This is a genomic window from Pseudomonas sp. BP01, assembly GCF_022760795.1.
GTDB classification, from domain to species: domain Bacteria; phylum Pseudomonadota; class Gammaproteobacteria; order Pseudomonadales; family Pseudomonadaceae; genus Aquipseudomonas; species Aquipseudomonas putida_Q.
The window spans coordinates 16,605-41,066 of sequence record NZ_JAFBKA010000013.1; the positions used below are offsets into that span (position 1 = coordinate 16,605).

Below are 24,462 nucleotides of genomic sequence, written 5' to 3' on the forward strand. Positions count from 1 at the left end.
CCATGCTACCCACCGCACGCCTGCAGCGTATGAATCATGGCAGCCAGTTCCGAGCGTTGAGCCTTCGTGGCGATCAGTTTGCGAGACCCATCGATCCGTTTCTGGGCGTGGATCACGCCTGGATCAGCGGGCCGACCTTCCCAGCGCATCCGCATGCGGGTTTCTCGGCAGTGTCGTATTTGTTTCTGGATTCGGAAACGGGGATCGATAACCGGGACTCACTGGGCAATCGCAATGTGATTCAGCCCGGTGGTTTGCACTGGACGGCGGCGGGTAGCGGCGTGGTTCATGAAGAAGTCCCAGCGGAGCCCGGCAAGACCGTGCACATGCTGCAAATCTTCATCAATCTGCCCGAGGACAAACAGGCGCAGGCTCCTCATGCCTTCAGCCTGGAAGCACGCGATGTACCCGTTGTACGCCTGCCGGGAGTGAAGATTCGTGTGCCCCTCGGGGCCTTCGGCGAGATCGCCTCCCCCCTCTCGTTGCCCACCGATGTCCGATTGCTGGACATCCTGCTGGAAGCGGGCAGCGAGGCAGAAATTCCAATCCCGGACGGCCATGTCGCGTTCGTCGTGCCAATTGATGGTGAGGTGACCGTGGACGGCCAGCCGTTCAGTCTGCTTGACCCAAAGGCCCCAGTGAATCTGCCCCAAGGGCCAAGGCGGGTTGTGACGGTGCAGGCAAAGAACGGCGCCGCAAAGGCAGTGGTTTTTTCAGGTACACCGCTGAATCAGCCGGTTCATTGGCAAGGCCCAATGGCGCTGGCGTCACCAGCTGCACTGAACGAGGCCGTGCAGCGCTACCAACGCGGGTTGTTCGGCAGCCTGCACACCCGATAAGCCAACCACCGTTCCTCTACTTAGCGAGAATATCATCATGACTCATGAAAATTTCAATGCTGACAACGCTGCCCTGCTGCTGATCGACCATCAGGTTGGCACCATGGGCTGGGCCAAATCCATGCCCTTCGATGAGCTCAAACGCAATGCGCTGATGCTCGCCAAGGCGGCGCGCATTCTCAAGCTACCGGTGGTGCTCACCTCCAGCATGGAGGAGCATGCGCAAGGGCCGTTGCTGAGTGAACTGGAAGAAATCCTCCCGGCCGAGTTCGCGGGGCGCATCAAGCGCCTGGGCATCGTCAACGCGATGGACGATGAACATTTTGCCGCAGCCGTCAAAGCGACTGGTCGCAAGAAGCTCATCATTGCTGGCGTAACCAATGATGTCTGCACCGTCTACCCGGCACTTTCGCTGGTCCGTGACGGCTTCGAGGTACAGGTTGTCGCCGACGCCGGCGCGTCCCCAACCGCGATGGCCGATGACATAGCGCTGCGCCGGATGGACAAGGCAGGTGTAACGCTGACCACCACCAACCAGTTGATTGCCGAACTGGCCGGCAGTTGGGCAACGCCTGAAGGCGGTGAGCTGGTACAGGTGCTCATGGAGTCGTTCGGCGGCTGAGTCGGCCCCAGTGACAGTACCCCGGCGAGACGTTCATCGCCTTGACGGGGTGCTCCTTTCACCCGCACCTGTGTGACCCGCTACCGTCCTTCCCAAAGGGACTGCGCAATGCAAACAACCCCGTCAAACAGAACCCTGGAAGTGCGTACCAACCCGCAACCCAGAAGCTCGCCCTTTTGCAGAGTTGCTTCAACCGTGAACTCTCCAGTGGGATGCTCGATCGACAAGCGCATGCGGTCCTGAAGCGCTACGCCAGCAATTTGCGAAGCAACCGTCCCCGGTAGCGTGCAAGCCGTCGCCACGCTGACAGCGCCGAACACGCCAATGCTGGTATGGCAGCGATGAGGAATGAAGGTACGCGTGTTCAGCGTACCTCCCGAGGCAGCAGCCGACACCAGGCACATCTTGGGCACATTGCGCTGGCTGACATCGCCAAGATTCATGGCCGGGCCGGCCTGCCGGCGGATGCTCTCAAGCCGCCCTCTCAACGCCGAATCGGCCTCCAGCTGTTGCGGGCTCTCGTAACCGCTACAGCCTAATGCCTCAGCGCGCATCAGTACCACGGGCATGCCGTTGTCGATGCAGGTGACCGCGATGCCATCGAACACATCCTGCGTGTTGCCTGTCGGCAGCAACGCCCCACAACTGGAGCCGGCAATGTCCTGGAATTCAATGACCAGCGGTGCGCCGGCCCCCGGCACGCCATCAATCTTCACATCGCCGGTATAGTCGACGCAGCCGTCGCGCGTGCGCACGTACGCAACTGCCATTTGCCCGGTGTTCTCCATGTAAATGCGAACTGGCGTGGCCTCGCCCGTCGCGGTGACCAGCCCGCGCTCGATTGCAAAAGGGCCGACAGCAGCAAGGACATTGCCGCAGTTCTGGCCATAGTCGACACGCGGCTCATCTACGATCACCTGTGCGAACAGATAATCCACATCAGCGTCGGGTCGGCGTGACGCCTTGATGATCGCGACCTTGCTGGTGAGCGGGTCTGCGCCACCTATCCCGTCGATCTGGCGGCTGTCAGGTGAGCCCAAGGCGGCCAACAGCACCCGATCGCGCAGCTCGCCCTGCTCCGGCAAGTCGCTATCCAGAAAGCACGCAGCCTTGGACGTGCCGCCGCGCATCAACAGGCAGGGAATGCGTGTCTGGGCCATGTCTACTCTCCCAGTTCATCCAGGCTGTCGATGTACCGTAACCCCTTCTCCGCCAGGCGGGGACGCATGTTGTAGATGTCCAGACCGAGTTCGCCGCTGGCCAGGCGCAATGCCTTCTGCTCTTCCAGATCAGCACGCCGACGGGTCGCCTCCAGCACCTGCCTGACCTCATCGCGCCGCACAACGACCACACCGTCATCATCCGCCACGACCACGTCACCGGGGTTGACCAGCTGCCCGCCGCAAATGATCGGTAGATTGACCGAGCCTAGCGTTTCCTTGATGGTGCCTTGCGCGCTGACCGCCCGTGACCAGACAGGGAAGCCCATTTGCCGAAGGGTACGGGTATCGCGAACCCCGGCATCGATCACCAGCGCACGAACACCATGCGCCTTGAGCGAGTTTGCGAGCAGGTCACCAAAGTAGCCGTCAGTACAGGGAGAGCTGGGTGCCACTACCAGCACATCGCCAGGACGGCATTGTTCAACAGCTACGTGGAACATCCAGTTGTCCCCGGGCGCCACCAGCACAGTAACGGCCGAGCCACTGACAGAAGTGCCCTGCTGAATCGCCGATATCGAGGGCCCCAGCAACCCTTTGCGCCCTTGTGCTTCGTGGATGGTGGCAACACCGTATGCCGCCAGTTCGTCCACCAGGCCCGCGCCCGCTCGCTCGATGTTGCGAAGGACAACGCCGGTTTTTCCCAGGAGCGTACTCATGCCAGGCTCTCCGTCACGCGCGGGAAGGTGCTCTGGTAGCCCTCGGCGTAGACAATGTTGCGGGGGCAGGTGATGCCAACGTTGCGCTTGGCCTGTACACCACGCTGCAGGGCGACACGTGTGTAGTACTCCCACAGGTGTTCCTGCCCGGCCATACATTGAATCGCAGCGTATTTCTTGTCCCATACATCGGTGATGTCCAGGAACACATCCGGCCGCCACTCACACTGTTCGGGCTGATGCGGCTCGAAGGCATAGACCGGGGGTGCCCCGACAATCTTCTCGCCCGGTCGGTAACCTTCTGCCTGGGCGATGATCCTCGCTTCCTGAGTGAGGTTCATTGCCAGCGGGTGGTCGTAGTTGTACGGGTCCTTCAGCGAGTGGCTGAGTACGAACGCCGGCTGGACGCGGCGCATGACATCGGCCAGGCGGAACAGCGTGTCCTTGTCAGCCCGCATGGGGTAATCCCCAATGTCGAAAAACTCCACACTTGCGCCAAGTATTTCGGCTGCTGCCATCGCCTCCTCCTGGCGAGCAGCTTTCACCTTGCCCTCACTCATGTCGCCCTTTCGCCAAAGCTTTGCAGACTCGCCCCGCTCGCCGTAGGACAGGCAAACGATGTGCACGTTGTAACCCTGCTGGGCGTGCAGCGCGATGGCGCCACCTGCACGCCATACAAAATCGGCAGAATGGGCGCTGACAACCAATGCGTTTTGTTGTGATCCTGTCATTGCGAGTGCTCCTGTTTCGATAGGCACAGCTTCGCATTCGGCCTGACTGAAGCAGTAATGCGTTCGGGTGTATGGGGTATGCGTTTTCCTTATTGCCCTCCTCGTCTGGGATCGGCATAGTCAACGCCACCTCAAGCAGAAAGTTGACTGTCGCCATGGAAATCAGGGAGCTGCCAGGCTTGATGCACGTGCGGGCATTCGTGCGCGTCGCGGAGCTCGGGAGTGTTTCCAAAGCTTCATCAGCCTTGTACCGCGCGCAGTCTGTGGTTACACGCTCGATCTCCGAGCTGGAGGCCCGCTTGAATGCGCCTCTGTTCGAGCGTCACACCAATGGCATGCGCCTCACCGGCTATGGTGAGCGCGTGCTGCCGCGGGCGCGCAGGGTGCTGGAGGAGCTCGGCTCTGTACCTCGGCTGCTTGCCCCGGCAGACAAGCAGCCCGTGGAGCCGCTGTACCTGTTCCAGGTCAAGCGGCTGCAAATTTTCGTGAGCCTCTGCGAGACGCATCACATGCAGACCGTTGCGAACCTCATGGGCTTGACTCAGCCGGCCATCAGCTCAACGCTCAAGGTCATGGAGAGCGGCTGTGGCCAAACGCTGTTCGAGCGAACCCCTCGAGGCCTGCAACCTACCCGCACGAGCCACGAAATACTGTTTCCCATCCGGCGTGCACTCAATGAACTGCGCCACATGGAAACAGACATCTCAGCCCTTCACGGCCAATTGCAAGGCGTAGTGCATGTGGGCGCCCTGCCCCTGGGCCGAACGCGGATCTTGCCGGCGGCCATCGTGCGCCTGATGGCCGCCCACCCGCATATCCAGGTGATTACCAACGAAAGCCCTTTCGACCTGCTGGCCACCGAGTTGCGCGCAGGCGATGTGGACTTCATCTTCGGTGCGTTGCGCAGTGCGGCTTACGCAAGTGACCTTACAGGAGAGAAGCTGCTGTACGAAGAAATGGTGCTTGTGGCCCGGCAACACCACCCACTCGCCAAAAGCCTGAACTACAGCGCGCTTTCAACCGCAAAATGGGTATTGCCAAGGGCCGGTTCACCCGCGCGCCAGATGCTGGATGGATGTTTCACGGCACTGGGCATGGCCAGCCCACACCCGGTGGTGGAAAGCGCCGATATGGCCATCATCAGAGGTTTGTTGCTGCGTTCCGACATGATCGCAGCCGTTTCCGCACACCAGTTGGAGCAAGAAATAGCCTCTGGCGAGTTATGTGTCTTGCCTGTCGAGTTGAAACAGACTTCCCGCGCCATTGGGCTGACATACCGAAACGGCTGCCTGCACTCGCCAGTAGCGCAGGCACTGATGGACATGATCCGCGCAGTGACGGGCGAGCAGGCAACCGCCTAGAGAAATTACAGAAGGCGCGCCGGCAATTTCGGTTATGGCTTGCCAGCCACCGAATAAAGCACCTGCTGGTTGCGCGTCTTCATGAAGTCTTCCAGGCTCTGCCCACGCATCGCGGCGTACACCTGCAGGTTTGGCACCCCCACTACCGCAGCAAGCTTTTCCAGTACGAAGAAGATTGCGCCGTACTGGATCAGCCCTCGCCAGTCACGGCGGCGTAGCAGGTCGCATTCTTCTTCGCTCAAACCCGCCTCATCAAAAAGCGCCTCTGGCGTTTCCAGAAAGCGACCGCGCCAGTCAGGTTCGATCATGCGGTGCAGAAACTTGTTCAGGCGGTAGCCCTTGGCGCTTCGCTCCAGCGTGAACGGGTAAGTACCTTCCAGCTTTTCGATGCCGTCGAGCTGGTGCCGCATGTGCTTGAGGTGCCGGGCGGTGGTTTCGACGGGCACCGGTCGATCCTCATTCTCCAGCAGCAGCGTTGCAATACCTGTCATCGACGGCAGGTAGTAGTCCTGGTGCAACTTCTTCACGTTGGATGACAGCGCACCTCGCATGATCAACCAGGTAATCACCTCTGCCCCTTCCAGCCCGCCTAACGTAGCGAATTCGGCCAGGGTCATTTCCGTGAGGCGCAGCGGGTCATGGATCAGCAGATCCAGGAACTGCGCATCCCATTCGGGGTTGTTGAACCCACAGCGCTCGCCATGGACCTGGTGGGAAACCCCACCTGTCGCCACGATGGCCACCTTGAGATCCTCTGGGTAACTTTCAATCGCCCGGCGCAGCGCCTGCCCCAGCTTGTAGCAGCGACGGGCACTCGGAATGGGGAATTGCAGCACGCCTACCTGTAGCGGAACAATTTCTACCGGCCAGCCGTCGTCGCAGGCAAGCAACGCAGACATGGGTGAGAAAAACCCGTGATCAAGCGGCTTGTCTCGGAAAAAACCCATGTCGAATTCGTCAGCCACCAGGCTTTCGCCGATGTGCCGGGAAAGTGCCGCATGGCCATTCACCGCTGGCAGATCGCGAGGGTTTCCGCCCTCGTCTGCAACCTCATAATGCTCGTCGACGCCAAGGGTAAAAGCACCGTAGTGGTCGAAGAAGAACGACGTCACGTGATCGTTGAAGATATAGAAGAGGACGTCGGGCTTTTTCTCATCGAGCCATGCCTTGATTGGCTCGAACCCTTCGAAGATGGGCGCCCACGCCGCATCTTGCTGCTTGTCGTGGTCGACCGCGAACCCGATAGTGGGTGTATGAGAGACGGCGAGGCCGCCGATGATACGTGCCATGGAATGTTCCTTTACTTGAATGAAGCTACTGGGCCACTGCGGCGTGGCTTGGCCGGCGCCGGGCATGGCCGTTGGCCAGGATCGCCATCGCAGCGATAAAGGCCGGTACGCTCAACAACGCGAAGAGCACGGGAACACCGAAGCCCATACTCAACACTGCGCCGCCAATGAGCGAGCCGAAGATCGCCCCAAAACGCCCGATCCCTAGCATCCAGCTGACCCCGGTAGCGCGAAAATCTGTTGGGTAGTAGCCAGGCGCAAACGCGTTGAGCCCGGTTTGCGCCCCGCTCATGAAAAACCCGGCTGCGGTGACCCCAACGGCAAGCAGCGTCGACTCCAGGCTGGTGGCGCCCAGCAAGAGGATGCACAAGCCACCTAGCACATAAGCCCCGGCAATCACGCGATTGGGGTTGCGCCGATCCATTGCCCAGCCCACTGCAATGGCGCCAACGGTACCGCCGAGCTGGAACAAGCCTGTGATGCTGGCTGCCCGCTCGATTGACAAGCCACTGTCACGCAACAGTGTGGGCATCCAGCCCATGGTCAGGTAGATCACCAGCAGGCCCATGAAATAGGTGCTCCACAGCGCGAGCGTGCCGAAACGGAACTGACCGGTGAACAGCATGCGTACCGGTGCCTTGTGATTCGGTTGGCCCTCGCTGACGATGAACCGCGTAGCGGCAGTGAACGCACCACCGAGCCGGTTCAACACCTTGGCGATCTCGGCAGCAGGTGCATTGCGAGCAGCAAGGAACCGTGCCGATTCAGGCAACCACAACCAAAGAAGCGGAAGCAGTACCAGCGGCATGATGCCACCCGCGAGCAATACTGCATGCCACCCATACGCCGGGATCAGCCAGGCAGCCAGAAAACCGCCGAGCCCGGAACCCATGTTGAAGCCTGTAAACATGATGGTGATGAAAAGCGCGCGATTCCGCTCTGGCAGGTATTCAGACAGCAAAGTGGTGGTGTTCGGCAGCGCTGCACCCAACGCTACCCCGGTGAGCAAACGCAGCATGCCCAGCTCGTAGGGGTTGCGGGCAAAAGCGCAGGCCAGGCTCAGCACACTGAACCCAGTCACGGCGATCAGCAGCACCCGTTTGCGACCCAAGCGGTCAGCGTAAGGGCCTGCGGTCAAAGCGCCAATCGCAAGGCCTACCATGCCGGCGCTCATGACCGGGCCAAAAGCAGCCCGGGTAAGGCCCCACTCCTGGATCAATGAAGGTGCGACAAAACCCATCACCGCCACATCGAAACCATCGAACAGAACAACCAGAAAGCACAGGGCCATGATGTGCCACTGATACCGGGATACTGGTCGGTCGTCGATCCATGCCTTGATATCGACCGCTTCGTTGCTCATGCTTTCACCTTCTTGTTTTTGTAGGGACCAAGCCGAGGCGATGGGCTTGCCGCGAGGGCAAGCGCCATCTGACTTATGGACGAAGGTGACTCTAAGGCGGGCATCCCTTCCCCGCCTCCATGAAATCCTTAAGCAGGTATCTGTTTTTCTTATTGGATGAATGGAAAGCTGTTGAGCACTTGCACGTTATTCTGGCGTCTGAGGGAGAAAGCGCCCCCCGCGAGCCCATTCGCATGGAGGAATCTCCACGAAGAGAATGTCTACAGAGTCCGGTTTACTACTGAAGATCTCCGCCGTTAAGCGTGTGACCTCTTCGACATAGCGGTTCTATTGATCCCGGCTGCATCCTGAACTCAACTCGATGCGGATGATCGGCATATCAAGCCTCCTCATCATGCGAGGGGCGCTGGGTCTCGTCGTAGTCTTGCCACAACGAGTAACACGCCTGACGGCGCTGATTTGGGCAATATCGCTCCCCGGTATGTTGATACTTTCGCTCATGCTGCAAGCCACCCGGCTGCTGAGCAGACGTTGCCGGGGACAAACCCTAGTTGGCGTCGACCTACGCGCACCGCGGTTATGACGATTCACTTCATCGTTGACAATGCTGGTGCTTCTACCCCCCCCTTCGTGTCACACGCGTTCCCCCCGGTGCTTTACGATTGACGCCCTCCGCTCCCAATGCTAGCGTGCGACAAATGGAATTGGCGTTCTATATTTACCCATGGACTTTCCGAATTATCCTTTCGAAAAGCCCTAATTAGTAGAACAATTATTCTATTAGCATGAGCGCCCGGATGGCCATGCGCTGCACCCAAGAAAAATAATGAGGACATTTTGATGTACAAAGGCACGAGATCCCCGCTTCGGCAGGGCATGAGTTGGCTGTTAATGGCCGCGACACTGGGCTTGGGTAGCGCCTATGCGAAAGACTCGCCAGCCCCTGAAGTACGTCGTAACAATGGGCTATTGCAGCTCATGGTCGATGATCGCCCCTACATCGCACTTGCCGGTGAGGTGCATAACTCCTCGGCTTCAAACACTCAGTATATGAAAGCCACCTGGGACAAAATGGAGGCCCTCAACGTCAACACTGCAATCATCCCCATCTACTGGGAGTTGACTGAGCCTGAGGAGGGACGTTTTGACTTCGCTTTAATCAAGGATCACTTAGCTCAGGCTCAGGCCAGAGGCATGCGGATAGTACTATTGTGGTTCGGTAGCAAGAAAAATGCGCGCTCGACCTATGCCCCTGACTGGGTGCGGGCTGATCCCAAGAGGTTCCCTCGCACCGTTATCGGCTCGCCCGGCCTGCAGCAAAAACAAGGTGAATTGCCGGTACTCAGCATTTTCAGCCAATCGACGCTCGACGCCGACGCCAACGCGTTCGCTCAAGTGCTGAAGTTTCTTGCGACACATGACAAACAACACACAGTCATCGCCGTTCAGGTGCAAAACGAAACGGGGCTGCTCGGCGATAGCCGTGAGCGTTCACCGGAAGCAGAAGAGGCCTGGAAGCGTGAGGTGCCAAGCGAATTGATGGCTCACCTTGAACACAACAAGCAAGCCCTATCGCCGTTTATCAAGGAGGCATGGGCCAAGCAGGGTTACCGGACTACCGGCACGTGGCCTGAAGTATTTGGTGACGACATGAGGGGAGATGAAATTTTCATGGCGTGGCACCAGGCACGGTCTGTCGATACAGTCGCCGCTGCGGGCAAGAAACAACTTCCACTGCCGATGTATGCCAACGCCTGGCTGGGCCCACAAGCTCCACAGGACAGCGCAGGCACGTACCCTTCCGGGGGGCCGGTGCCGCAGGTAATGGATATTTGGACCGCTGGGGCACCCCAGCTTGACTGGCTGTCACCCGACATCTACGTAGATGACTTCGATGCATGGGCCAGCCAATACACAACTTCCGACAATATGCTGTTCGTCCCCGAGGCTCGATTTATCGTGGGCAATTTATTCAAAACGATCGGCCTCTACCGCGGCGTCGGCTTTTCACCTTTCGGCATTGAGGACGGGTTTCTGGGCAACGAGATCGCAGAGGTTTACGGCCTGTTAGGCCCTATGACAGAAGTGATTGCGCGTGCACAGGCGGACAATAAAATTCGCGGTTTCGCGCTCGAGCCCACCAGCCAGGAACAATTCACGTTCGATAATTACACCATTACGGTTAAAGGCCAACATGAAAGCCTATTGACTAAATTGCGTGACATGGGGGTCCCTCCGCCAGTGGATCGCAGAGCCAATAAACAGCAAGCTGACTCGAGCGTTGCTCCCGACAGTAGCGACCTGCGTCCCAGCGGCTTGATCATTGAAACAGGTAGCGACGAATTTCTGATCGTGGGCCGTGATCTTTATTTGGAGTTCAAACCCAAGCAAGGCAGTCAGGAGTCTGTAGAGATTTCTCGCGTGGAGGAAGGTAGCTTCCAAGCGGGCAAGTGGGTCGCAGGCCGCGTATTGAACGGTGATCAACGCTTGCGACTGGTCCCTCCGGATCGCTTCGGTATCGCTAAGATCAAGCTGATACGTCACTAAGCCTTGGTGTGCTAGGGCTTTGGGCGGCCCTAGCATCGAACCTCACAGTTGCCCTATTCACGGTTGGCAGCGTCGAAGAACAGGTCAGCACTCCCTTGCGGTACCACCATGCGACCACACACGCGGCTAACAAATGCCTGCGGCGCTGGCGTCAACGATCACCTGTTGACGATCTACCTCCCGCTTGCGCTGCAGGTTGCCCCCCCTCCGCACCGCGATGTGATCTTACACAGCCAGGCATGGGACGCTTAGCAAGCCCAAATTGGAAGCAGAGCGCATCGGCAGCAGCCCTCGGTACGGTTGCCCGCTGTCCAGCAAAGCACGGTGTTAACAGCGATTAAAACCTAAAAAAGCTGGCTAAATCAGAATTGTGATTCTAGTATTGGAATTCCAGGATTAGCTCAGTGGCAGCGCATCACTCAAACCTGCACCTGCGGGGTGAGCGTGGGAAGCCCGCGCTTCCTGGGCATCAGCTACCAGCACCTGTTGAACGCGTGTTGTTAGTCGTTTAGCTCCAAGAGGAAAATAATAATCATGTTCCGATACTTCCCCACCAACTACGCGTGGAACTTGTCCGTGGATCTTGCCTTGGAAATGGGTGCCCGTATCGGCGAAATCGTCGAAATGTGCGAACCCCTGCAGGACGCCGCAAAGCAGCCGGACGCAGCAGGTACCCAGGCGTTTCGCGAAACGTGGTCGAAAATGGCAGACAAGCTGTGCGACCTCGCAAGCGAGGACCTTGCCTTGGGCCGAAGGTTGTCTGCCGGTGAAAAGTACAATAGAGCGGCCATCTATTACCTGACATGCGAGCGCCTGCAAGCGCACAACACCCCCGGTAGGCTTGCCCTCTACCAACGGTTTCTGGACACCTTCGCCCGCGGCGTCGATCTGTCGAGAGAGAACTGCGAACGTGTCGAGATTCCTTATGCAGATGGGGTGCTATCTGGGTTACTGGTACGCGCCGAAGGTGTAACCGGGCGTGCCCCCTTGCTGGTACAGCTCAATGGCCTGGACTCCGTAAAAGAGATGAAATATCGAGTTGGGCTACCAGCCTGGCTGGCCAAGCGTGGTGTGGCCTCGCTCATACTCGACCAACCCGGGACCGGCGAGGCGCTCCGTTTGCATGGCCTCAAAGCGCGCTACGACGCTGAACATTGGGGCAGCCGCGTGTTCGACTGGCTCGAGACGCGTGACGATGTAGATACCCAGCGCATTGGCTGCGAAGGCGTTTCTCTAGGCGGTTACTACTGCCCGAGGATTGTCGCCTTCGAGCCCCGTTTTGCCTGCGGCGTGGTCTGGGGCGCCAACCACGATTGGCGAGACGTGCAGCAACGTCGCCTGGAGCGAGAAGGCGACTTCCCCGTGCCACATTACTGGGATCACGTGCGCTGGGTCTGGGGCGGTAAAGACATCGATGAATTCATGAGCATCGCTGAAAACGTTCATCTCGACGGTGTAGTCGAGCGGATCAAGGTGCCGTTCTTGGTGACCCATGGCGAGCAGGACTCGCAGATCCCAGTCAAGTGGGCGTACCGCACCTTCGAGCAGTTGGTGAACAGCCCCAAGCGCGAGTTGAAGATTTTCACCGCGCGCGAAGGCGGCGTACAGCATTCGAGCTTCGACAACTCCATAAACGCGGGACACTTCATTGCTGACTGGGTTGCCCAGACCCTTGGCGGCCGCACGGCCTGACAGAAGAGAGACAATCATGAACATCATTGGACCCGATTACCTGGTGTTTGGCGTGGACGACGTCCAGCAGTGTGTCAAGTACCTGACCGACTACGGCCTCAAGCCCGTCGATGTAGATCAGCATGGTGGTTACCTGGAGGCGCTGGACGGCACCGGTGTGCTTGTCCGTCACCGCAGTGACGGGCGTTTGCCAGCGCCCATGGAAACCGCCACTATGCTTCGCGAAACCGTCTATGGGGTCGCCGACGAACAAGCCTTGCAAGCCATCGAAGCCGAGTTGAGCAAGGACCGTGTCGTTGTCCGCGGTGAAGATGGGGTACTGCGAGCCGTGGACGACATGGGCTTCGCGCTGGGCTTTCAGATCACTCGTCGTCAAGCACTCCAGCTCCCCGGCGAGATCAGTAATGCGCCGGGGGCGCAGAGTGGCCGTCCAGTCAACGACCTGGGAGCCAGCGACGCGATCGAAGCTCTCCCGCGTAGCCTGTCGCATGTCGTGTACTTCGTGCCCGACTACGCCAAGGCGGAGGCGTTCTATGCTCGACTCGGTTTCGTCTGCACTGACCGATTCACTGGGGTGGGGCCGTTCCTGCGGCCTGCTGGCACACTCGATCACCACACCTTGTTCCTGATCCAGACCCCACCCTTCCTGAAGGGTATCGAACATTTCACCTTCCACTTGGGCGGCCCGACTGAAGTGCTACTAGCCGGTAGCCGTTTCGTCAAGAAAGGCTATGAGTCGTTCTGGGGCCCGGGACGTCATCAGTTGGGGTCGAACTGGTTCTGGTATTTCAATAGCCCGCTGGGCTGCCACGTAGAGTACGACGCGGATATGGACCTGCATGATGACGACTGGGCTGCGCGCGAGGCGCTGCCGGGTGCCGACAACTCGCAGTACTTCCTGTTCAGTCACCAGGAAAAATGGGCGCCAGGGGGGCCGCCACCCAAGCATTGATCGCACATAACGACAAAGGGCTAAGTCTGTATCCCAGACTTAGCCCTTTTTTATGTCCCAGAATCAAAGCTGGCGCCTTTTTGCAGGGCCCGCTCATCACTGTTCGAAAATCGCTACCGCCCTTACGAAACCTGCCGAAGCATGCTTGATCTTGTAGGGAAAGCACGAAACGAGAAAGCCTTTGGCTGGCAACGCCGCAAGATTTGCGAGTTTTTCCATCTGGCCGTAACCGATATCCCGACCTACCTTGTGCCCTTCCCAGATCAACGAGGCGTCACCGCTTTCAGCGAACCGTTCACGGGTGTATTTGAACGGCGCGTCCCAGCTCCAGGCGTCGGTGCCCACCACCTTGACGCCTCGATCGAGCAGATAGAGCGTGGCCTCACGCCCCATACCGACCCCGGCGTCCAGATAACCAGGTTGTCCAAACAATTCACCTGCGCGGGTGTTGACCAACACGATGTCCAACGGCTGCAAGTCATGCTCGATACGCAGCAGCTCGGCCTCAACTTGCGCTGCAGTTACCACATGCCCATCCGGCAAGTGACGAAAATCCAGTTTCACACCAGCTTGCAAGCACCAGTCCAAGGGCAGTTCATCGATACCGAAAGCTGGCTTGCCGCCGTCGGTGGTCGACGCATAATGCCATGGCGCATCCATGTGAGTGCCGCTGTGCGTGGTAAGGGTCAGCCGCTCTGCCGCCCAGGACTCTTTGCCGGGCAACTGCTCCAGGGTTAGGCCGGGGAACATCGCCGCCATTTCCGGCCATCCCTGCTGATGGTCCATATAGTCGATGTGCGGTAGTAACGGCGGCGGGTCGGTGTACGGGTTGTTATCCAACGTCACGGAGAGGTCGACGAGGCGTCGTTTGCCTGGAAGCGTCATGCGCTGAGTCCTTGAAGAATGAGTTGAGGGTTGGCAGCGCTCAGTCAAATACCGGCGCGCACCACACGCTGATCAATCGCGCCAAACAAGGCCTGCCCTTGCAGGTCTCTTGCCTCCATGCGCACCCGGTCGCCGAAGCGCATGAACGGCGTCCGTGCCGCACCCTGCTCCAACATCTCCATGGCGCGGCGCTCGGCAATACATGCCGAGCCGACATTGCGATCGGCATTGGATACCGTACCGGAGCCGAGCACGGTGCCTGCGCTCAAGCGCCGAGTCAGCGCAGCATGAGCGATCAGTTCATGAAAGCCGAAATTCATCGCGCCACCGTGGGGGTGGCCGAACCATTCGCCGTTCCACTCCACGCTCAATGGCAAGTGCACCCTGCCCTCGTGCCAGGCGTCACCCAGCTCGTCAGGGGTAACCGCCACCGGAGCAAAGCTGGAGGACGACTTGGCTTGCACAAAGCCAAAGCCGGTTTTCATTTCGCGCGGCCCTAGCGCGCGCAAACTCACGTCGTTGAGCTGGACCAACAGGCGGATATGGCCAAGCGCCTGATCGGCCGAACAGCCCATCGGCACTTCATCTACCAGCACGCCAAACTCGCCTTCGAAGTCGATGCCATGTGCGTCGCTTGGCAGTGCCAGACCATCCGTTGCCCCCAGAAAGTCATCCCCAGCCCCTTGATACATCAACGGTATGGACTCGATGCCATCCAGCGGTTCAAGTTGATATGCGCGCTGCATGAGGTCGGCATGGTTCAGAAAACACGAGCCGTCTAGCCACTGCCAGGCCCGCGGCAATGGTGCCATCGCCTGGTGTGGGTCGAAGGCCAGTGCATGCCCCAGCTGGCCAGCATTCAAAGCTTCATAGCGCTTCTCCAGGGCAAAGCTTACAGTGCCCCAACGCTCGATTGCTGCTTGCAGCGTGGGTGCGATATCTGCGGCGCATACCATTTGTGTGAGGTCTCGGGAAATCAAATGCAGACAGCCATCGCGACTGCCATCTCGAAGCGTTGCCAATTTCATTTCAAGAAGCTCCCTGTAACTTTGCAGAAAGACTGAACGGTCATGAGGGGGTGCCTGCCACGTGTTCGACAGTCCGTTCAGATGTCACGGAACGCAGCATGATCACACCACTCAAAAGCACCGCGACGAACAGCGCCGCCGCCAATGCCGTTGCACTGGGCTCCAGGGCGGGGCACAAAAATGCCGTGACCGCGGCAAAGAAAAGCGTTTGCTCGAACGACAAAAGAGAATTGGCCATGCCTCTATAACCGGCGTGGCGTTCCACAGCCATCAGGCAGATGCATGGGTTGAGCAGCGCAAAAGCCAAGCTCGCCAACGCCAGTGCCAGTACAGCGAAAGGCACCTGTGGCGAATCGGTACAAATGAAGTAGGCGCAGTTGCAAGCACTGGCTGTGAGCATCAGCCCGTAGCCCACCAGCATTTGCTTGCTGCGTGACCAGCGCGAGGCCTGCCGCGCACTGACAGCGGCGCCAAGCATGGCACCCACCACCAGGGGAATGAACACCCAGCCGAACTCGGTTACCTGCAACGCCAGTACCTGCAGAACAAACCAGGCGGCGGCGCCGATGTAGAGTGAGAAGATCATGAACGTCAGGCTACCGGCCAGGACCATGGCCTGATAATGCGCGTCCCTGGCGACCGTCAGGTAAGTGCGGCCCATGGCGCGCATACCTAGCCGTACGCGATGCGCTGGCTGCAGCGTTTCGCCAAGCTGCACTAGTGCCCAGGCGAACAACGCGGCAGCGAACCCGGCCTGAGCCAGGAACACCGCGCGCCATCCCAGCGCATCGAGCAGATAACCGCCTAATAGGGGGGCAATGGCAGGCGCCAGCACGAACGCCATGATTACCTGCGACATGGCGCGCATGGCTGCCGGCCCTTGCAGCGTATCCTGAATCAGTGCGCGGCCGACAACACCTCCGGCCCCGGCCGATAGGCCCTGCAAGACGCGAAACAGCAGCAGCTGCTCCGCATTCTGCGAACAGGCTACCGCCAATGAGCAGAGGCTGAAAGCGGCCGTAGACCACAGCAGGACAGGTCGCCGGCCGACGCGATCGGAAAGTGCTCCGTAGACCAACATCATTGCTGCCAGCCCGACCAGGTAGGCGCTGAGCGAAAGCTGCACGAGCCAAGACGCAGCACGCATTTGCTCGGTGATGGTCGGCATCGCAGGCAGGTACATGTCAATGCCCAGTGGTCCAAGCATGCTCAGCCCGGCCAACAGCAGGATGTGGGTGAACTTCATTCAGACTCCTCAGAAACTCAGGTTCAGACCCGTTTGGAAGATCAGCGCGTCATCGCGGGCTGGCGAGAACGTGGGGCCTTCCTGGTAAGTAAGACCGTTTACCCAATACACCCCACGGGTCATACGTGCCGCATAGGACACGGACAAGGCAGTCGACGTGCGCTCGGCATCGCCTCCCCCCGCCTCTACCGCATCGTGCGCGTACGTGCTGAAGTAGCTCCGGGTAAAACCAATCGACGCCATGTCACGCTGGCGTGTCTCGAAGGGACCGATGTAGAAGGCCGTGAGCTGGAAGTCCTTGGTGTAGAGGTTGCGGTCCTCTGGGGCATAGTTGATCTTGGCGTCCAGATACAGGCCTCGGGGGCCAGCCTTGTTCGGCTGCGTCAGTTGATGCGTAACGGCCGCATAGCCGCCATAATTGTTATCGGTCATGCCGCCGTTACGCATGTCGCTGTAGTGACTGGTGTTGTAAATCGCCCCTGCCCTCGCCCAGAACGCTGGCCGATTAGCCCCCGCATCGATTTTGTAACCCACCTCGTCCACCAGCAGTGCGCGAGAACCCTTGACCTTGATTTCAAAACCGCTTGGGTTCTCGTCCAGGTCGTACTGAAAGCGGTTGGGGCTGGCACTCCGTGCCACAGACGCGCGGTTGTACCAACGTTTGCTCGAGTCCTTGATGCCAACTGTAATCGCCGGGCTTGGGGTAAACAGTGACAAGCCAAGTTGCACCGGAATCACACTGGTCGGGCCAAGCGCTGCCGCAGAAGAGTTCCCACCCAAGACCATCCCGTAGTATTCACGGATCAAGTTGTAGTAGCCGTATTGAAGCTCCAGTCGGCCATCGTAGAAGCGCTGATTGACAGCGAAGCTGGACATCGTCGCGAAGTTGGGGTTGCCTGACTTGTAACTCCCGGACTCCCAGGTGCCGCCCAGTACAAACTGGGCATCGCCACCCCACCCCATGCGGGTCAGGTCGTACGTCAACTTGAAGGTTGTCGATTGCCGGTAGGTTGGGTTCTGTCCGTTATACAACTGTGGCTTTTCATTGTGGCCGAGTACGTCATAACGGAAGTTCGGCTGCACATTCAGCGCCAGCCCCATACCGTTTTCGGCCAGCGTCGAACGCAATCCGAACAATTCGGGAGCGATCGTCTCGCAGGGTTGTGTCTGATGAAGAACCGCTTCGGTGCGTGGCATGAATTTGGCGAAGTCCTGACAGCCATCCGCTGCAGCAGGCAAGGCACTTTGTGGCAGGTTACCCGGGCCGGTTCTGCTTTCGGCCGCCATCGGGGTCACAGCTAGCGCCACAGGAGAGGTTGCAACGCACAGCAAGGCAAACAGCATCTTCGAGAACTGCATAGCTCCATCCTTTATTGTTTTTGATAGATCAAGGTTTCAGGCGCGCAGAAGCCCGCACCGCCTGTAGCCAGGCAGTGGAGGACAGTGGTTGTAGATCAGCCGGTTTGCGTAGAGGTGTGGCGCAGGTTTCGTGGGATAAACCAGACAACCAGCAGCGCAACCGACGCAACTCCACCCATGGCGACAATTGCTGTCGCCAGACCGCCGAACGCAGAGGCCAGCAGAGTGACTGCAAACGGGCTGACGAACTGACCGATAAAGAATGCGCCCGTCCAGATACCCACCCCACGGCCGCGGTGTTGTGCATTCAGGCTGCCCAGGCACCAGTTGATCAGCGCGGGGATCAGCATGCCGCAACCCACCTGCGCAACAAACGCTGCGCCAACGGCCCAAGGTATGGTACTGGCTTGGCCAAGCCCAACCAGGCCTATGGCGAACAGGGTAAACACCGTGAATACATGAACGTGGATGTCCTGTTTCGACAGCTTCGCGAACAGCAGCGCGCCCAGCGGCACACCCAACCCGGCAATCGCGCCAGCCAGGCCGATATCTGCTGTGCTGGTCAAACCGAGCAAGTGGAACACCTGACTGACCTGCAACACTTCAACGTAATACAGCACCGCACAAAACAGCGTGACCAAGGCAATGACGCCCATTTTCCGCACCGGAAAGCAAGCTGCGCCGGCAAAACCTGAAGGCTCGCGATGGGCAACCGGCTCCCAGGTAAAAAACAGCAACATTGCAAAGATCGGGAACGCCAGCAGGTAAAGCAGGAAAGGCCCTTGCCAGCCATAGCCTCCGAGTACTCCGCCGAGGAACATCAACGTCGTGCCTGATAGGGAGCCCACCGCACTTTGCACAGCCAGCCACTTACGCCGCGGCTCGGGCGGATAGAAGTCGCCCATCAGGGTGTTTGCCACGGTCATGATGACTGCCTCGGTGGTCCCCAGGCCAAAGCGGCTGATGATAATCGAGGTGAGGTCATGCAAAAAGTACGGAGCGAACCCGCAGATGCCATAGCCAAACACCGCAGCGAGCAACAGACGGCGCCTGCCCAGGCGGTCGGCCAACCACCCCGCCAGCGGCGAGAGCAATGCGATGCAGGCGCTGGGCGCGGTGATTAGCAGCGGAATCAAGAAGCGCGCTTCATGATGGCTACCAAACTGTTCGAACAACAATGGAACGATGGGGATCAGCGACAGCAATCCCATGATCGGCAGTTGCGTGGTAAAGACCAGTATCAGCGCTTGGGCCGCGCCAGCTTTACGCTCGGCTGATGAACCCTTGCTGCTAGAGACCGCATTGGACATGATCGACTCCTGGCACACTTGAGGTGCCTTTTGTTTTTGTTGTGGATCACACAAAGGCTTGAATCAATGATCAATCGTGAAGTACTTCAACATCCCCCTTGTGCCCCACCGCCAGGCTGTACTGAATCAACGCGTCATCGACGGCGTGTCCGATCTGCAGTTGATAACGCCCAGGGATCAATACACTGCGGTTGGCACGGCTGTCCCAGCGGGAGAACGCATCGGCCTGCAGCGTGAGGCGAACCTCCTGCTCGGCCCCGGCTTGCACGAACACCGCAGCGAAGGCTTTAAGCGACAGGCGTGCAGGTTCATCGGCGGCTGATGGCTCCAGCAGATACAACTGGACCACCTCCTTGCCCGCCCGCGCGCTGATATTGCGCACCGTCAGCGAGATCACCAGTTGATCCACCCGTTTGCCGTGCACAGCGCCAGGGCTGTACGCGAAACGGGCATAGCCAAGCCCATAGCCAAAGCTGAATGCCGGATGAGTATCACGTGCGATAAAGCTGCGATAGCCCACCCACCAGCCTTCGTGATAAGCAAGGTCGCCATTGGCAGCAGGGGTCAGCGACCACACCGGATAGTCGGCTTCATCTCGGGCGAAGGTCACCGGCAGGCGCCCTCCCGGTTCACGCTCGCCAAATACCACGCTGGCCAGCGCGGGCCCAAACTGCTGCCCTGGATACCAGGCAACGATGATCGCCGCGGCATCTTGCAGGCACTCCATATCGACCGGATGGGCGACATTGAGTACCACCGTGGTACGGTTGTTCACAGCGCAGACCCGGCGGATCAACTCTTCTTGCGCGGCAGGCAAATGGGTACTGGAGCGGTCGACGCTCTCAAGCCCGGCGTCTGCCGTTTCGCCGACCACCAGCAGAACGTGGTCGGCCTCTTCCGCCAACGCAATCGCCTGCGAAAGAAGGTCGCAAGGCTCTGGCACCTGGCAGCCCAGCCACAGACCGTGGGCAAGGCTGCGGGCGATGTCCATGGTCAAACTCAAACGGACTGTTTGCCCCTGTTCAAGGTTGAATGACGCCGTCGTATGGGGCGCCTGCATCAATTTGCCCATTATGTCGCCTTCGGCAGTAGCACCATCGAAGGTGCCCAGCAACGCACCATCGAGCGTCAGCTGCACGTGCCCGGTCCCGCCCCAGTAAAAGCGATATTCACCGCTGCGCGGGGCAACGAAACGAGTGTTTACCGTCACTAGCGCCTGGTCTTTCAGGGTCAACAGCGGCCCTATACCCGGCATGTCCTTGAACCAGACCAGCGAACTCGCATGGCGGATTTCGCTGTGGCAAGGTTGAGCAGCGCCGGGGGCGAAAAACTCAACCAACAAGCCTGGCTGGCCTTCCCCACACGACAACTCAAGTTCAGTGATCGGCGGTATACGATGCTCAGCTGCAGCACCCTGGGCATAAATGACTCGTTTGCCAGTGCCCGCCAACGCCTGAGTGAGGGCCTCGAGCGGCGAAACCACATCGTCGGCCAAGGCGACCTTGGCAAAGGTCCCGCCCTGATAGCACGGCCGGATCGCATTAGGCCCAATCACCGCGAGCAGCCCATTTGAGTCAGCCTCCAACGGCAGCAGATCGCCCTCATTACGCAGCAATACCATGCCCGCTGCAGCCGCCTCTTCGAGTACTTGCAGGCGCCTGTCAGTAGCCGCTGCCGAGCGGTCAGGTGCCTGTGTCGGTTGTGCCCGTGCGGTCAGCCTGCGCAGACGTTCGATTGCATCGTCCAGACGCGCTTCGTCCACGGCATGAAGGCTAGGGTTACCCAGCAGTGCAGCCCCCATGTGTCGGCCTGGTCCAGGCATCTCGAGGTCCAGACCGTTATTCAAGCTGACGATGCCATCCTGCGTACCGAACCAGTCCGACATGACCAAGCCGTCCCAACCCAGGTCGCCCTTCAGCCACTTGCGCAGCACCTGTTCATGCTCGGCACACGCCCGACCATTGACCCGGTTGTAACCCGTGAGCATTGCCCATGCACCGTGGCGCGCAGCATATTCAAAGGGCTTGAAGTAGACATCGCGCAACGCCTGTTCATCGACCACCGCATTCATGCTGCGTCGGTCGGTTTCGGAGTCATTGCACACCACGTGCTTGATTACTGCGGCAACGCCTTCTTGCTGCACGCCCTGCGCCCAGGCCCAACCCAGTTGTGCAATCAACAGCGGGTCTTCGCCGAACAGTTCAAATGCTCTACCGGCCAGCGGGCTGCGCATTAAATTCAGGTTGGGTGCCAGCACCGCCTGAACGCCCATGCGCACGGCCTCTTCGGCAATCACCTGACCAACACGTTGTACCAGCTCGGCGTCCCACGAAGCCGCTAACGCCAAGCCACACGGGGTCAATAGGGCTACATCGCGCTCGTCTACCCGGCCACCTGTGACGCCCATCGGGCCATCGGCCATGCGCAACGCGCGCAGCCCCCATTGCTGATCCGTGCAGGTCGACCACATGTCGGCACCGGCGGTGAACATCAGCTTTTCGGCGAGATCCTCACCAAGCATTTTCAAGCTCCGCAGCCACAACCCGTACAGGGGCTGCCAACGCCTGTTCGGCCACCAGTTGCAACGCTTGGGTGACCCGCTCATCAGTGCAGCTGCCACTGGTGTCGAACAGCTTTACGCCGGCGGTGTTCAACGTCACGCCCAATGGCGTAGGCCAGCCGCGCATCGCATGGACGATCGAACGCAAGGCTCCCAACGTTGTATTGCAACCCTGCCAGCCGGCGGCGGTGACGATGCAGCCTACCGCACGCCCGTCGAAGTACACACGGGTGTCGTCACGCAGATCTTCGAGAAGGTCCAGCGCATTTTTTACCAGCCCCGAGACACCACCATGGTAGCCAGGTGTGGCGAGGATAATGCCGTCTGCCTGGCGCACGGCTTCGATCAGCGCCAACTGTCCAGCGCTGCGGGTATTATCCTCGGGGTTGAATGCCGGCAGCTGTGCAAGCTCGGCGCCGCCGAACATGAGGGTGCGGGCACCGCATTGCCTGGCATGCTGCAAGGCAAAGGCAAGCGCGCGCTCGGTGCTTGAGCCGGAACGGGTAGTGCCGCCGATACCGACGATCAGTGGCCCTTGTTTCAATGGTTTAAGAGTATTGGCTTCTGTCATGGGAAAGGGCTCCGGCGGTCACTGAAAACGAGGCATGACGTGTTTGGCAAACAGCTCCATGGACTGACGGCCATAGCGCACTCGCTCTTGCGTGAGGGGGCCATTGGTGAAGCCCATCAGCACGTTGCCGATACCCAGCTGACGGTGCTTTTCCAGCTCTGCAGCAACGGTTTCCGGACTACCGTGCAGGCACCATGTCTTGATCCATTCACGGCTGAAGCAATCGGGGTGTGGATGCAACTCAACGCCGCTGATCTGCTCGGCTCGCTTGTTGAATTCATACTCGCGGTCGATCGCGCGCTTGTATGCCTTGAGGATTATTTGAAGCTCTTGCTCGGCCTGTTCATCGGTTTCTGCGATGTGCACGCATTGGTAGGTGTGAGTGGTCCAGGACAAGCAATGGTCAACCACCTGCTGGGTATGCCCGGCGGCCTCCAGGGCGTCGCGGTAGCGCGTGAAGTAGCGACTAAGGTGCTCGAAGGGCTCGGCGCTGGCGGGTACCGGAGGAGTGAATGCAGGGATAAACGCCGGCCAGCCCATATCAGCGGCGCGCTGCATGCTGGTTTCACGAAGTGCCACTGGCATGATGCGATTGAACGGCCGCTGGAACGCCGTAGGTACGATGCGCTGTACCACTGCACCTTTGTAATGGCTGGTCTCGAAGGTAATCGGCTCATCTTCGACGCGCTTGTCCCAAAGCCGTTGCACCAAGTCCAGGTTTTCCTGCAAGAGAGCCGATGCTTCCTTGTAGTTCACGCCAAAACCGATCATCTCTTCAGGCGTAGTACCGCTGCCGATACCTACCAGCAGGCGGCCCTCGGTCAACTGATCGAGCAGGTTGACACGTTCGGCAAAACGCACCGGGTGATGCAACGGCACAGTGGTAACAGACATGCCAAAGTGCACGCGTTTGAGCCGACTGGCCAGATACGCGGCGAACATGAACGGGTCACTGGACATCGGTGCGTAGCCCGTGAAGTGGTGATCCGGCATGAAAACCGCGTCGAAACCCAGGGTTTCAGCCTGACAGGCGTGATCGATCAACGCGTCCATGACCGTCTTGTCGTCTTCTGCGGCTGTGGAGCGGCCTACAAGGAATACTGAAAAACGCATAGAAATACCCTTTTTATTATTGAATAGGAATTCTGATTCTAATTAATTGTTAAAACAAGGCCTGAAGCCGGTGTCAGGGAAGATGTCAGAGCACTCGCGTCGACGTGTGTATCATTGAAGACAAGCCGCCAGTAGGCAGCCGAGAATGACAGGGATGTAGGATGTCATGCCAGCCATGGGTGAATCACCTTTTGTTATTTTCCGTAAGTAGCAAACTCAAATAGAATGCACGTTCTATTTGCAGAAAATAGCAGCTCGTCCAGAGCTCGTCAACACGTCCAGATGCCCGCTAATGTATGACCTTCGCGACACAATCTTTCTTGCAGCAGTTAAAATAAGCGTTTCATTTCCAACCAGAGGCAGATCCATGTCCATTGCGCCTGGCGCCAAGCAACCCAAACAAGACCGCAGTCGAGCCTCCCTTGAGCGCCTGATGGCCGCTTCACGTGAGTTACTACGCGATGGCACGTTTGAGCAGCTCACCATCGGCGCGATCAGTAAGCTCTCAGGGGTCTCGGTGGGGTCAATCTACGCGCGTTTTCAAGGCAAAGATGATCTGTTCCTGGCGGTAATGACCAATGTACTTGCCGAAATCGATGCGGAGTGGGCCACCCTCTTAAGCGCCATACGCGCGCGCGAGCTGCCACTCGACAAGCGTGTGCCTGCAGTGGTGGAGATGCTTGCCGAACACCTCAAGACCCATGCCAACCTGCTGCGCCCGCTGATGGGCCGCGCATCGGACAAGCACGTCGCCAATTGCGGCAAAGCCAGCTATCTGAAAGCTGCCCATGGTTTTCAGAGCCTATTGCTGGAGTGCTGCGCTGATATCCGCCATCCGAATCCGCCCCATGCGGTAGAGGCGTGCTTTTCGATCACCTATGCCGCGCTGGCACGATTCCTGGGGCTTGGCTCTGCGGCCGAAGCCTCTGGCGAGGGTAATTGGGAACAATTGAAAAAAGACCTCGGTATCATGTGCCGGGGCTTCCTTTGCGTCGAAATGGACCACAGCTGATCAGCATTGCCAGGGTTTGCTGGGCGCGGGGCCTCCTTGACTAGCTTGAGTGGCAAGATGACCAACATCCCAAACAACTGCTCGTGCCAATTCCAGGTTCACC

At 59.0% G+C, this 24,462-nt stretch carries 20 protein-coding genes; 7 read left to right on the forward strand and 13 right to left on the reverse strand.

The annotated features are described in order from the left end of the window. The first annotated feature begins 2 nt into the window (after window positions 1-2). Together JOY50_RS13510 and JOY50_RS13515 are read left to right on the forward strand one after the other, a co-directional pair. Window positions 3-839 carry a pirin family protein gene (locus JOY50_RS13510; RefSeq protein WP_243055400.1) on the forward strand — a complete coding sequence of 279 codons (837 nt, stop codon included), beginning with the start codon at window positions 3-5 and terminating at the stop codon, window positions 837-839. Window positions 840-876: 37 nt separating this feature from the next. Next, complete coding sequence (locus JOY50_RS13515) at window positions 877-1,461, forward strand: isochorismatase family protein (protein ID WP_197898325.1); 585 nt, start codon at window positions 877-879, stop codon at window positions 1,459-1,461. An 80-nt stretch (window positions 1,462-1,541) separates the two neighbouring features. Here the strand turns inward: JOY50_RS13515 and JOY50_RS13520 are convergent, their stop codons facing one another. Genes JOY50_RS13520 through galB form a run of 3 tightly spaced genes read right to left on the reverse strand, consistent with a single transcriptional unit; the run spans window position 1,542 to window position 4,071 of the window. Next, entirely contained in the window at window positions 1,542-2,621 is a 1,080-nt protein-coding gene (locus tag JOY50_RS13520) for a 4-oxalomesaconate tautomerase (protein ID WP_243055401.1), read from the reverse strand. 2 nt (window positions 2,622-2,623) lie between these two features. Continuing rightward, the gene (locus tag JOY50_RS13525) at window positions 2,624-3,340 is read right to left on the reverse strand and encodes a 4-carboxy-4-hydroxy-2-oxoadipate aldolase/oxaloacetate decarboxylase (protein ID WP_132845566.1); all 717 of its coding nucleotides are present in this window, start codon (window positions 3,338-3,340) and stop codon (window positions 2,624-2,626) included. Further along, the gene (gene galB / locus JOY50_RS13530; RefSeq protein ID WP_132845571.1) at window positions 3,337-4,071 is read right to left on the reverse strand and encodes a 4-oxalmesaconate hydratase; all 735 of its coding nucleotides are present in this window, start codon (window positions 4,069-4,071) and stop codon (window positions 3,337-3,339) included. The genes JOY50_RS13525 and galB overlap by 4 nt, the downstream gene beginning before the upstream one ends. 155 nt (window positions 4,072-4,226) lie before the next feature. On the opposite strand from galB, the gene JOY50_RS13535 reads away from it, so the two are divergent. Continuing rightward, window positions 4,227-5,432 carry a LysR family transcriptional regulator gene (locus tag JOY50_RS13535; protein WP_138736443.1) on the forward strand — a complete coding sequence of 402 codons (1,206 nt, stop codon included), beginning with the start codon at window positions 4,227-4,229 and terminating at the stop codon, window positions 5,430-5,432. Window positions 5,433-5,464: 32 nt separating this feature from the next. On the opposite strand, the gene JOY50_RS13540 is transcribed toward JOY50_RS13535, so the two are convergent. After that, entirely contained in the window at window positions 5,465-6,721 is a 1,257-nt protein-coding gene (locus JOY50_RS13540; RefSeq protein ID WP_132845573.1) for a gallate dioxygenase, read from the reverse strand. Between the two features lie 25 nt (window positions 6,722-6,746). Then, on the reverse strand, window positions 6,747-8,084 hold the full coding sequence (locus JOY50_RS13545) for an aromatic acid/H+ symport family MFS transporter (RefSeq protein ID WP_132845577.1): 1,338 nt from the start codon (window positions 8,082-8,084) through the stop codon (window positions 6,747-6,749). Between the two features lie 840 nt (window positions 8,085-8,924). Here JOY50_RS13545 and JOY50_RS13550 point away from each other — a divergent pair. The 3 genes from JOY50_RS13550 to JOY50_RS13560 all read left to right on the forward strand — a co-directional run bounded on the left by JOY50_RS13550 (window position 8,925) and on the right by JOY50_RS13560 (window position 13,275). After that, window positions 8,925-10,631, forward strand: coding sequence for a DUF5597 domain-containing protein (locus JOY50_RS13550; protein ID WP_202877129.1), 1,707 nt, complete (start codon window positions 8,925-8,927; stop codon window positions 10,629-10,631). 534 nt (window positions 10,632-11,165) lie between these two features. Next, complete coding sequence (locus JOY50_RS13555) at window positions 11,166-12,323, forward strand: S9 family peptidase (RefSeq protein WP_138736392.1); 1,158 nt, start codon at window positions 11,166-11,168, stop codon at window positions 12,321-12,323. A gap of 16 nt (window positions 12,324-12,339) precedes the next feature. Continuing rightward, the gene (locus tag JOY50_RS13560) at window positions 12,340-13,275 is read left to right on the forward strand and encodes a VOC family protein (protein WP_243055402.1); all 936 of its coding nucleotides are present in this window, start codon (window positions 12,340-12,342) and stop codon (window positions 13,273-13,275) included. A 96-nt stretch (window positions 13,276-13,371) separates the two neighbouring features. Here JOY50_RS13560 and JOY50_RS13565 read toward each other — a convergent pair whose 3' ends face one another. The 8 genes from JOY50_RS13565 to JOY50_RS13600 form a co-directional block, all read right to left on the reverse strand. Then, window positions 13,372-14,160: a cyclase family protein gene (locus JOY50_RS13565; RefSeq protein WP_132845583.1), complete on the reverse strand. Its 789-nt coding sequence runs from the start codon at window positions 14,158-14,160 to the stop codon at window positions 13,372-13,374. Window positions 14,161-14,204: 44 nt separating this feature from the next. After that, on the reverse strand, window positions 14,205-15,188 hold the full coding sequence (locus JOY50_RS13570) for a fumarylacetoacetate hydrolase family protein (protein ID WP_243055403.1): 984 nt from the start codon (window positions 15,186-15,188) through the stop codon (window positions 14,205-14,207). Window positions 15,189-15,228: 40 nt separating this feature from the next. After that, window positions 15,229-16,434, reverse strand: coding sequence for an MFS transporter (locus JOY50_RS13575; RefSeq protein ID WP_081237941.1), 1,206 nt, complete (start codon window positions 16,432-16,434; stop codon window positions 15,229-15,231). Between the two features lie 9 nt (window positions 16,435-16,443). Further along, window positions 16,444-17,793: a carbohydrate porin gene (locus JOY50_RS13580; protein WP_138736395.1), complete on the reverse strand. Its 1,350-nt coding sequence runs from the start codon at window positions 17,791-17,793 to the stop codon at window positions 16,444-16,446. 95 nt (window positions 17,794-17,888) lie between these two features. Beyond that, window positions 17,889-19,103, reverse strand: a complete 1,215-nt coding sequence (locus JOY50_RS13585) for an MFS transporter (RefSeq protein ID WP_243055404.1) — start codon at window positions 19,101-19,103, stop codon at window positions 17,889-17,891. Between the two features lie 70 nt (window positions 19,104-19,173). Beyond that, window positions 19,174-21,624 (reverse strand): glycoside hydrolase family 3 protein, encoded by a 2,451-nt coding sequence (locus tag JOY50_RS13590; protein WP_243055405.1) that lies wholly within the window; start codon window positions 21,622-21,624, stop codon window positions 19,174-19,176. Further along, window positions 21,614-22,234, reverse strand: a complete 621-nt coding sequence (locus JOY50_RS13595; RefSeq protein WP_132845601.1) for an NADPH-dependent FMN reductase — start codon at window positions 22,232-22,234, stop codon at window positions 21,614-21,616. Before JOY50_RS13595 ends, JOY50_RS13590 begins: the two co-directional genes overlap by 11 nt. Before the next feature lie 18 nt (window positions 22,235-22,252). Beyond that, window positions 22,253-23,347, reverse strand: coding sequence for an LLM class flavin-dependent oxidoreductase (locus JOY50_RS13600; RefSeq protein WP_063424271.1), 1,095 nt, complete (start codon window positions 23,345-23,347; stop codon window positions 22,253-22,255). 367 nt (window positions 23,348-23,714) lie between these two features. On the opposite strand from JOY50_RS13600, the gene JOY50_RS13605 reads away from it, so the two are divergent. Further along, window positions 23,715-24,359, forward strand: a complete 645-nt coding sequence (locus tag JOY50_RS13605; RefSeq protein WP_063424272.1) for a TetR/AcrR family transcriptional regulator — start codon at window positions 23,715-23,717, stop codon at window positions 24,357-24,359. Window positions 24,360-24,462: the final 103 nt, after the last annotated feature.

Coding starts and splice junctions, on each gene's coding strand:
- JOY50_RS13545 (WP_132845577.1), bottom strand. CDS start 8,084: ATGAGCAACGAAGCGGTCGATATCAAGGCATGGATCGACGACCGACCA.
- JOY50_RS13585 (WP_243055404.1), bottom strand. CDS start 19,103: ATGTCCAATGCGGTCTCTAGCAGCAAGGGTTCATCAGCCGAGCGTAAA.
- JOY50_RS13565 (WP_132845583.1), bottom strand. CDS start 14,160: ATGACGCTTCCAGGCAAACGACGCCTCGTCGACCTCTCCGTGACGTTG.
- JOY50_RS13525 (WP_132845566.1), bottom strand. CDS start 3,340: ATGAGTACGCTCCTGGGAAAAACCGGCGTTGTCCTTCGCAACATCGAG.
- JOY50_RS13580 (WP_138736395.1), bottom strand. CDS start 17,793: ATGCAGTTCTCGAAGATGCTGTTTGCCTTGCTGTGCGTTGCAACCTCT.
- JOY50_RS13535 (WP_138736443.1), top strand. CDS start 4,227: ATGGAAATCAGGGAGCTGCCAGGCTTGATGCACGTGCGGGCATTCGTG.
- JOY50_RS13560 (WP_243055402.1), top strand. CDS start 12,340: ATGAACATCATTGGACCCGATTACCTGGTGTTTGGCGTGGACGACGTC.
- JOY50_RS13570 (WP_243055403.1), bottom strand. CDS start 15,188: ATGAAATTGGCAACGCTTCGAGATGGCAGTCGCGATGGCTGTCTGCAT.
- JOY50_RS13540 (WP_132845573.1), bottom strand. CDS start 6,721: ATGGCACGTATCATCGGCGGCCTCGCCGTCTCTCATACACCCACTATC.
- galB (WP_132845571.1), bottom strand. CDS start 4,071: ATGACAGGATCACAACAAAACGCATTGGTTGTCAGCGCCCATTCTGCC.
- JOY50_RS13520 (WP_243055401.1), bottom strand. CDS start 2,621: ATGGCCCAGACACGCATTCCCTGCCTGTTGATGCGCGGCGGCACGTCC.
- JOY50_RS13510 (WP_243055400.1), top strand. CDS start 3: ATGCTACCCACCGCACGCCTGCAGCGTATGAATCATGGCAGCCAGTTC.
- JOY50_RS13605 (WP_063424272.1), top strand. CDS start 23,715: ATGTCCATTGCGCCTGGCGCCAAGCAACCCAAACAAGACCGCAGTCGA.
- JOY50_RS13555 (WP_138736392.1), top strand. CDS start 11,166: ATGTTCCGATACTTCCCCACCAACTACGCGTGGAACTTGTCCGTGGAT.
- JOY50_RS13575 (WP_081237941.1), bottom strand. CDS start 16,434: ATGAAGTTCACCCACATCCTGCTGTTGGCCGGGCTGAGCATGCTTGGA.
- JOY50_RS13595 (WP_132845601.1), bottom strand. CDS start 22,234: ATGACAGAAGCCAATACTCTTAAACCATTGAAACAAGGGCCACTGATC.
- JOY50_RS13550 (WP_202877129.1), top strand. CDS start 8,925: ATGTACAAAGGCACGAGATCCCCGCTTCGGCAGGGCATGAGTTGGCTG.
- JOY50_RS13600 (WP_063424271.1), bottom strand. CDS start 23,347: ATGCGTTTTTCAGTATTCCTTGTAGGCCGCTCCACAGCCGCAGAAGAC.
- JOY50_RS13515 (WP_197898325.1), top strand. CDS start 877: ATGACTCATGAAAATTTCAATGCTGACAACGCTGCCCTGCTGCTGATC.
- JOY50_RS13590 (WP_243055405.1), bottom strand. CDS start 21,624: ATGCTTGGTGAGGATCTCGCCGAAAAGCTGATGTTCACCGCCGGTGCC.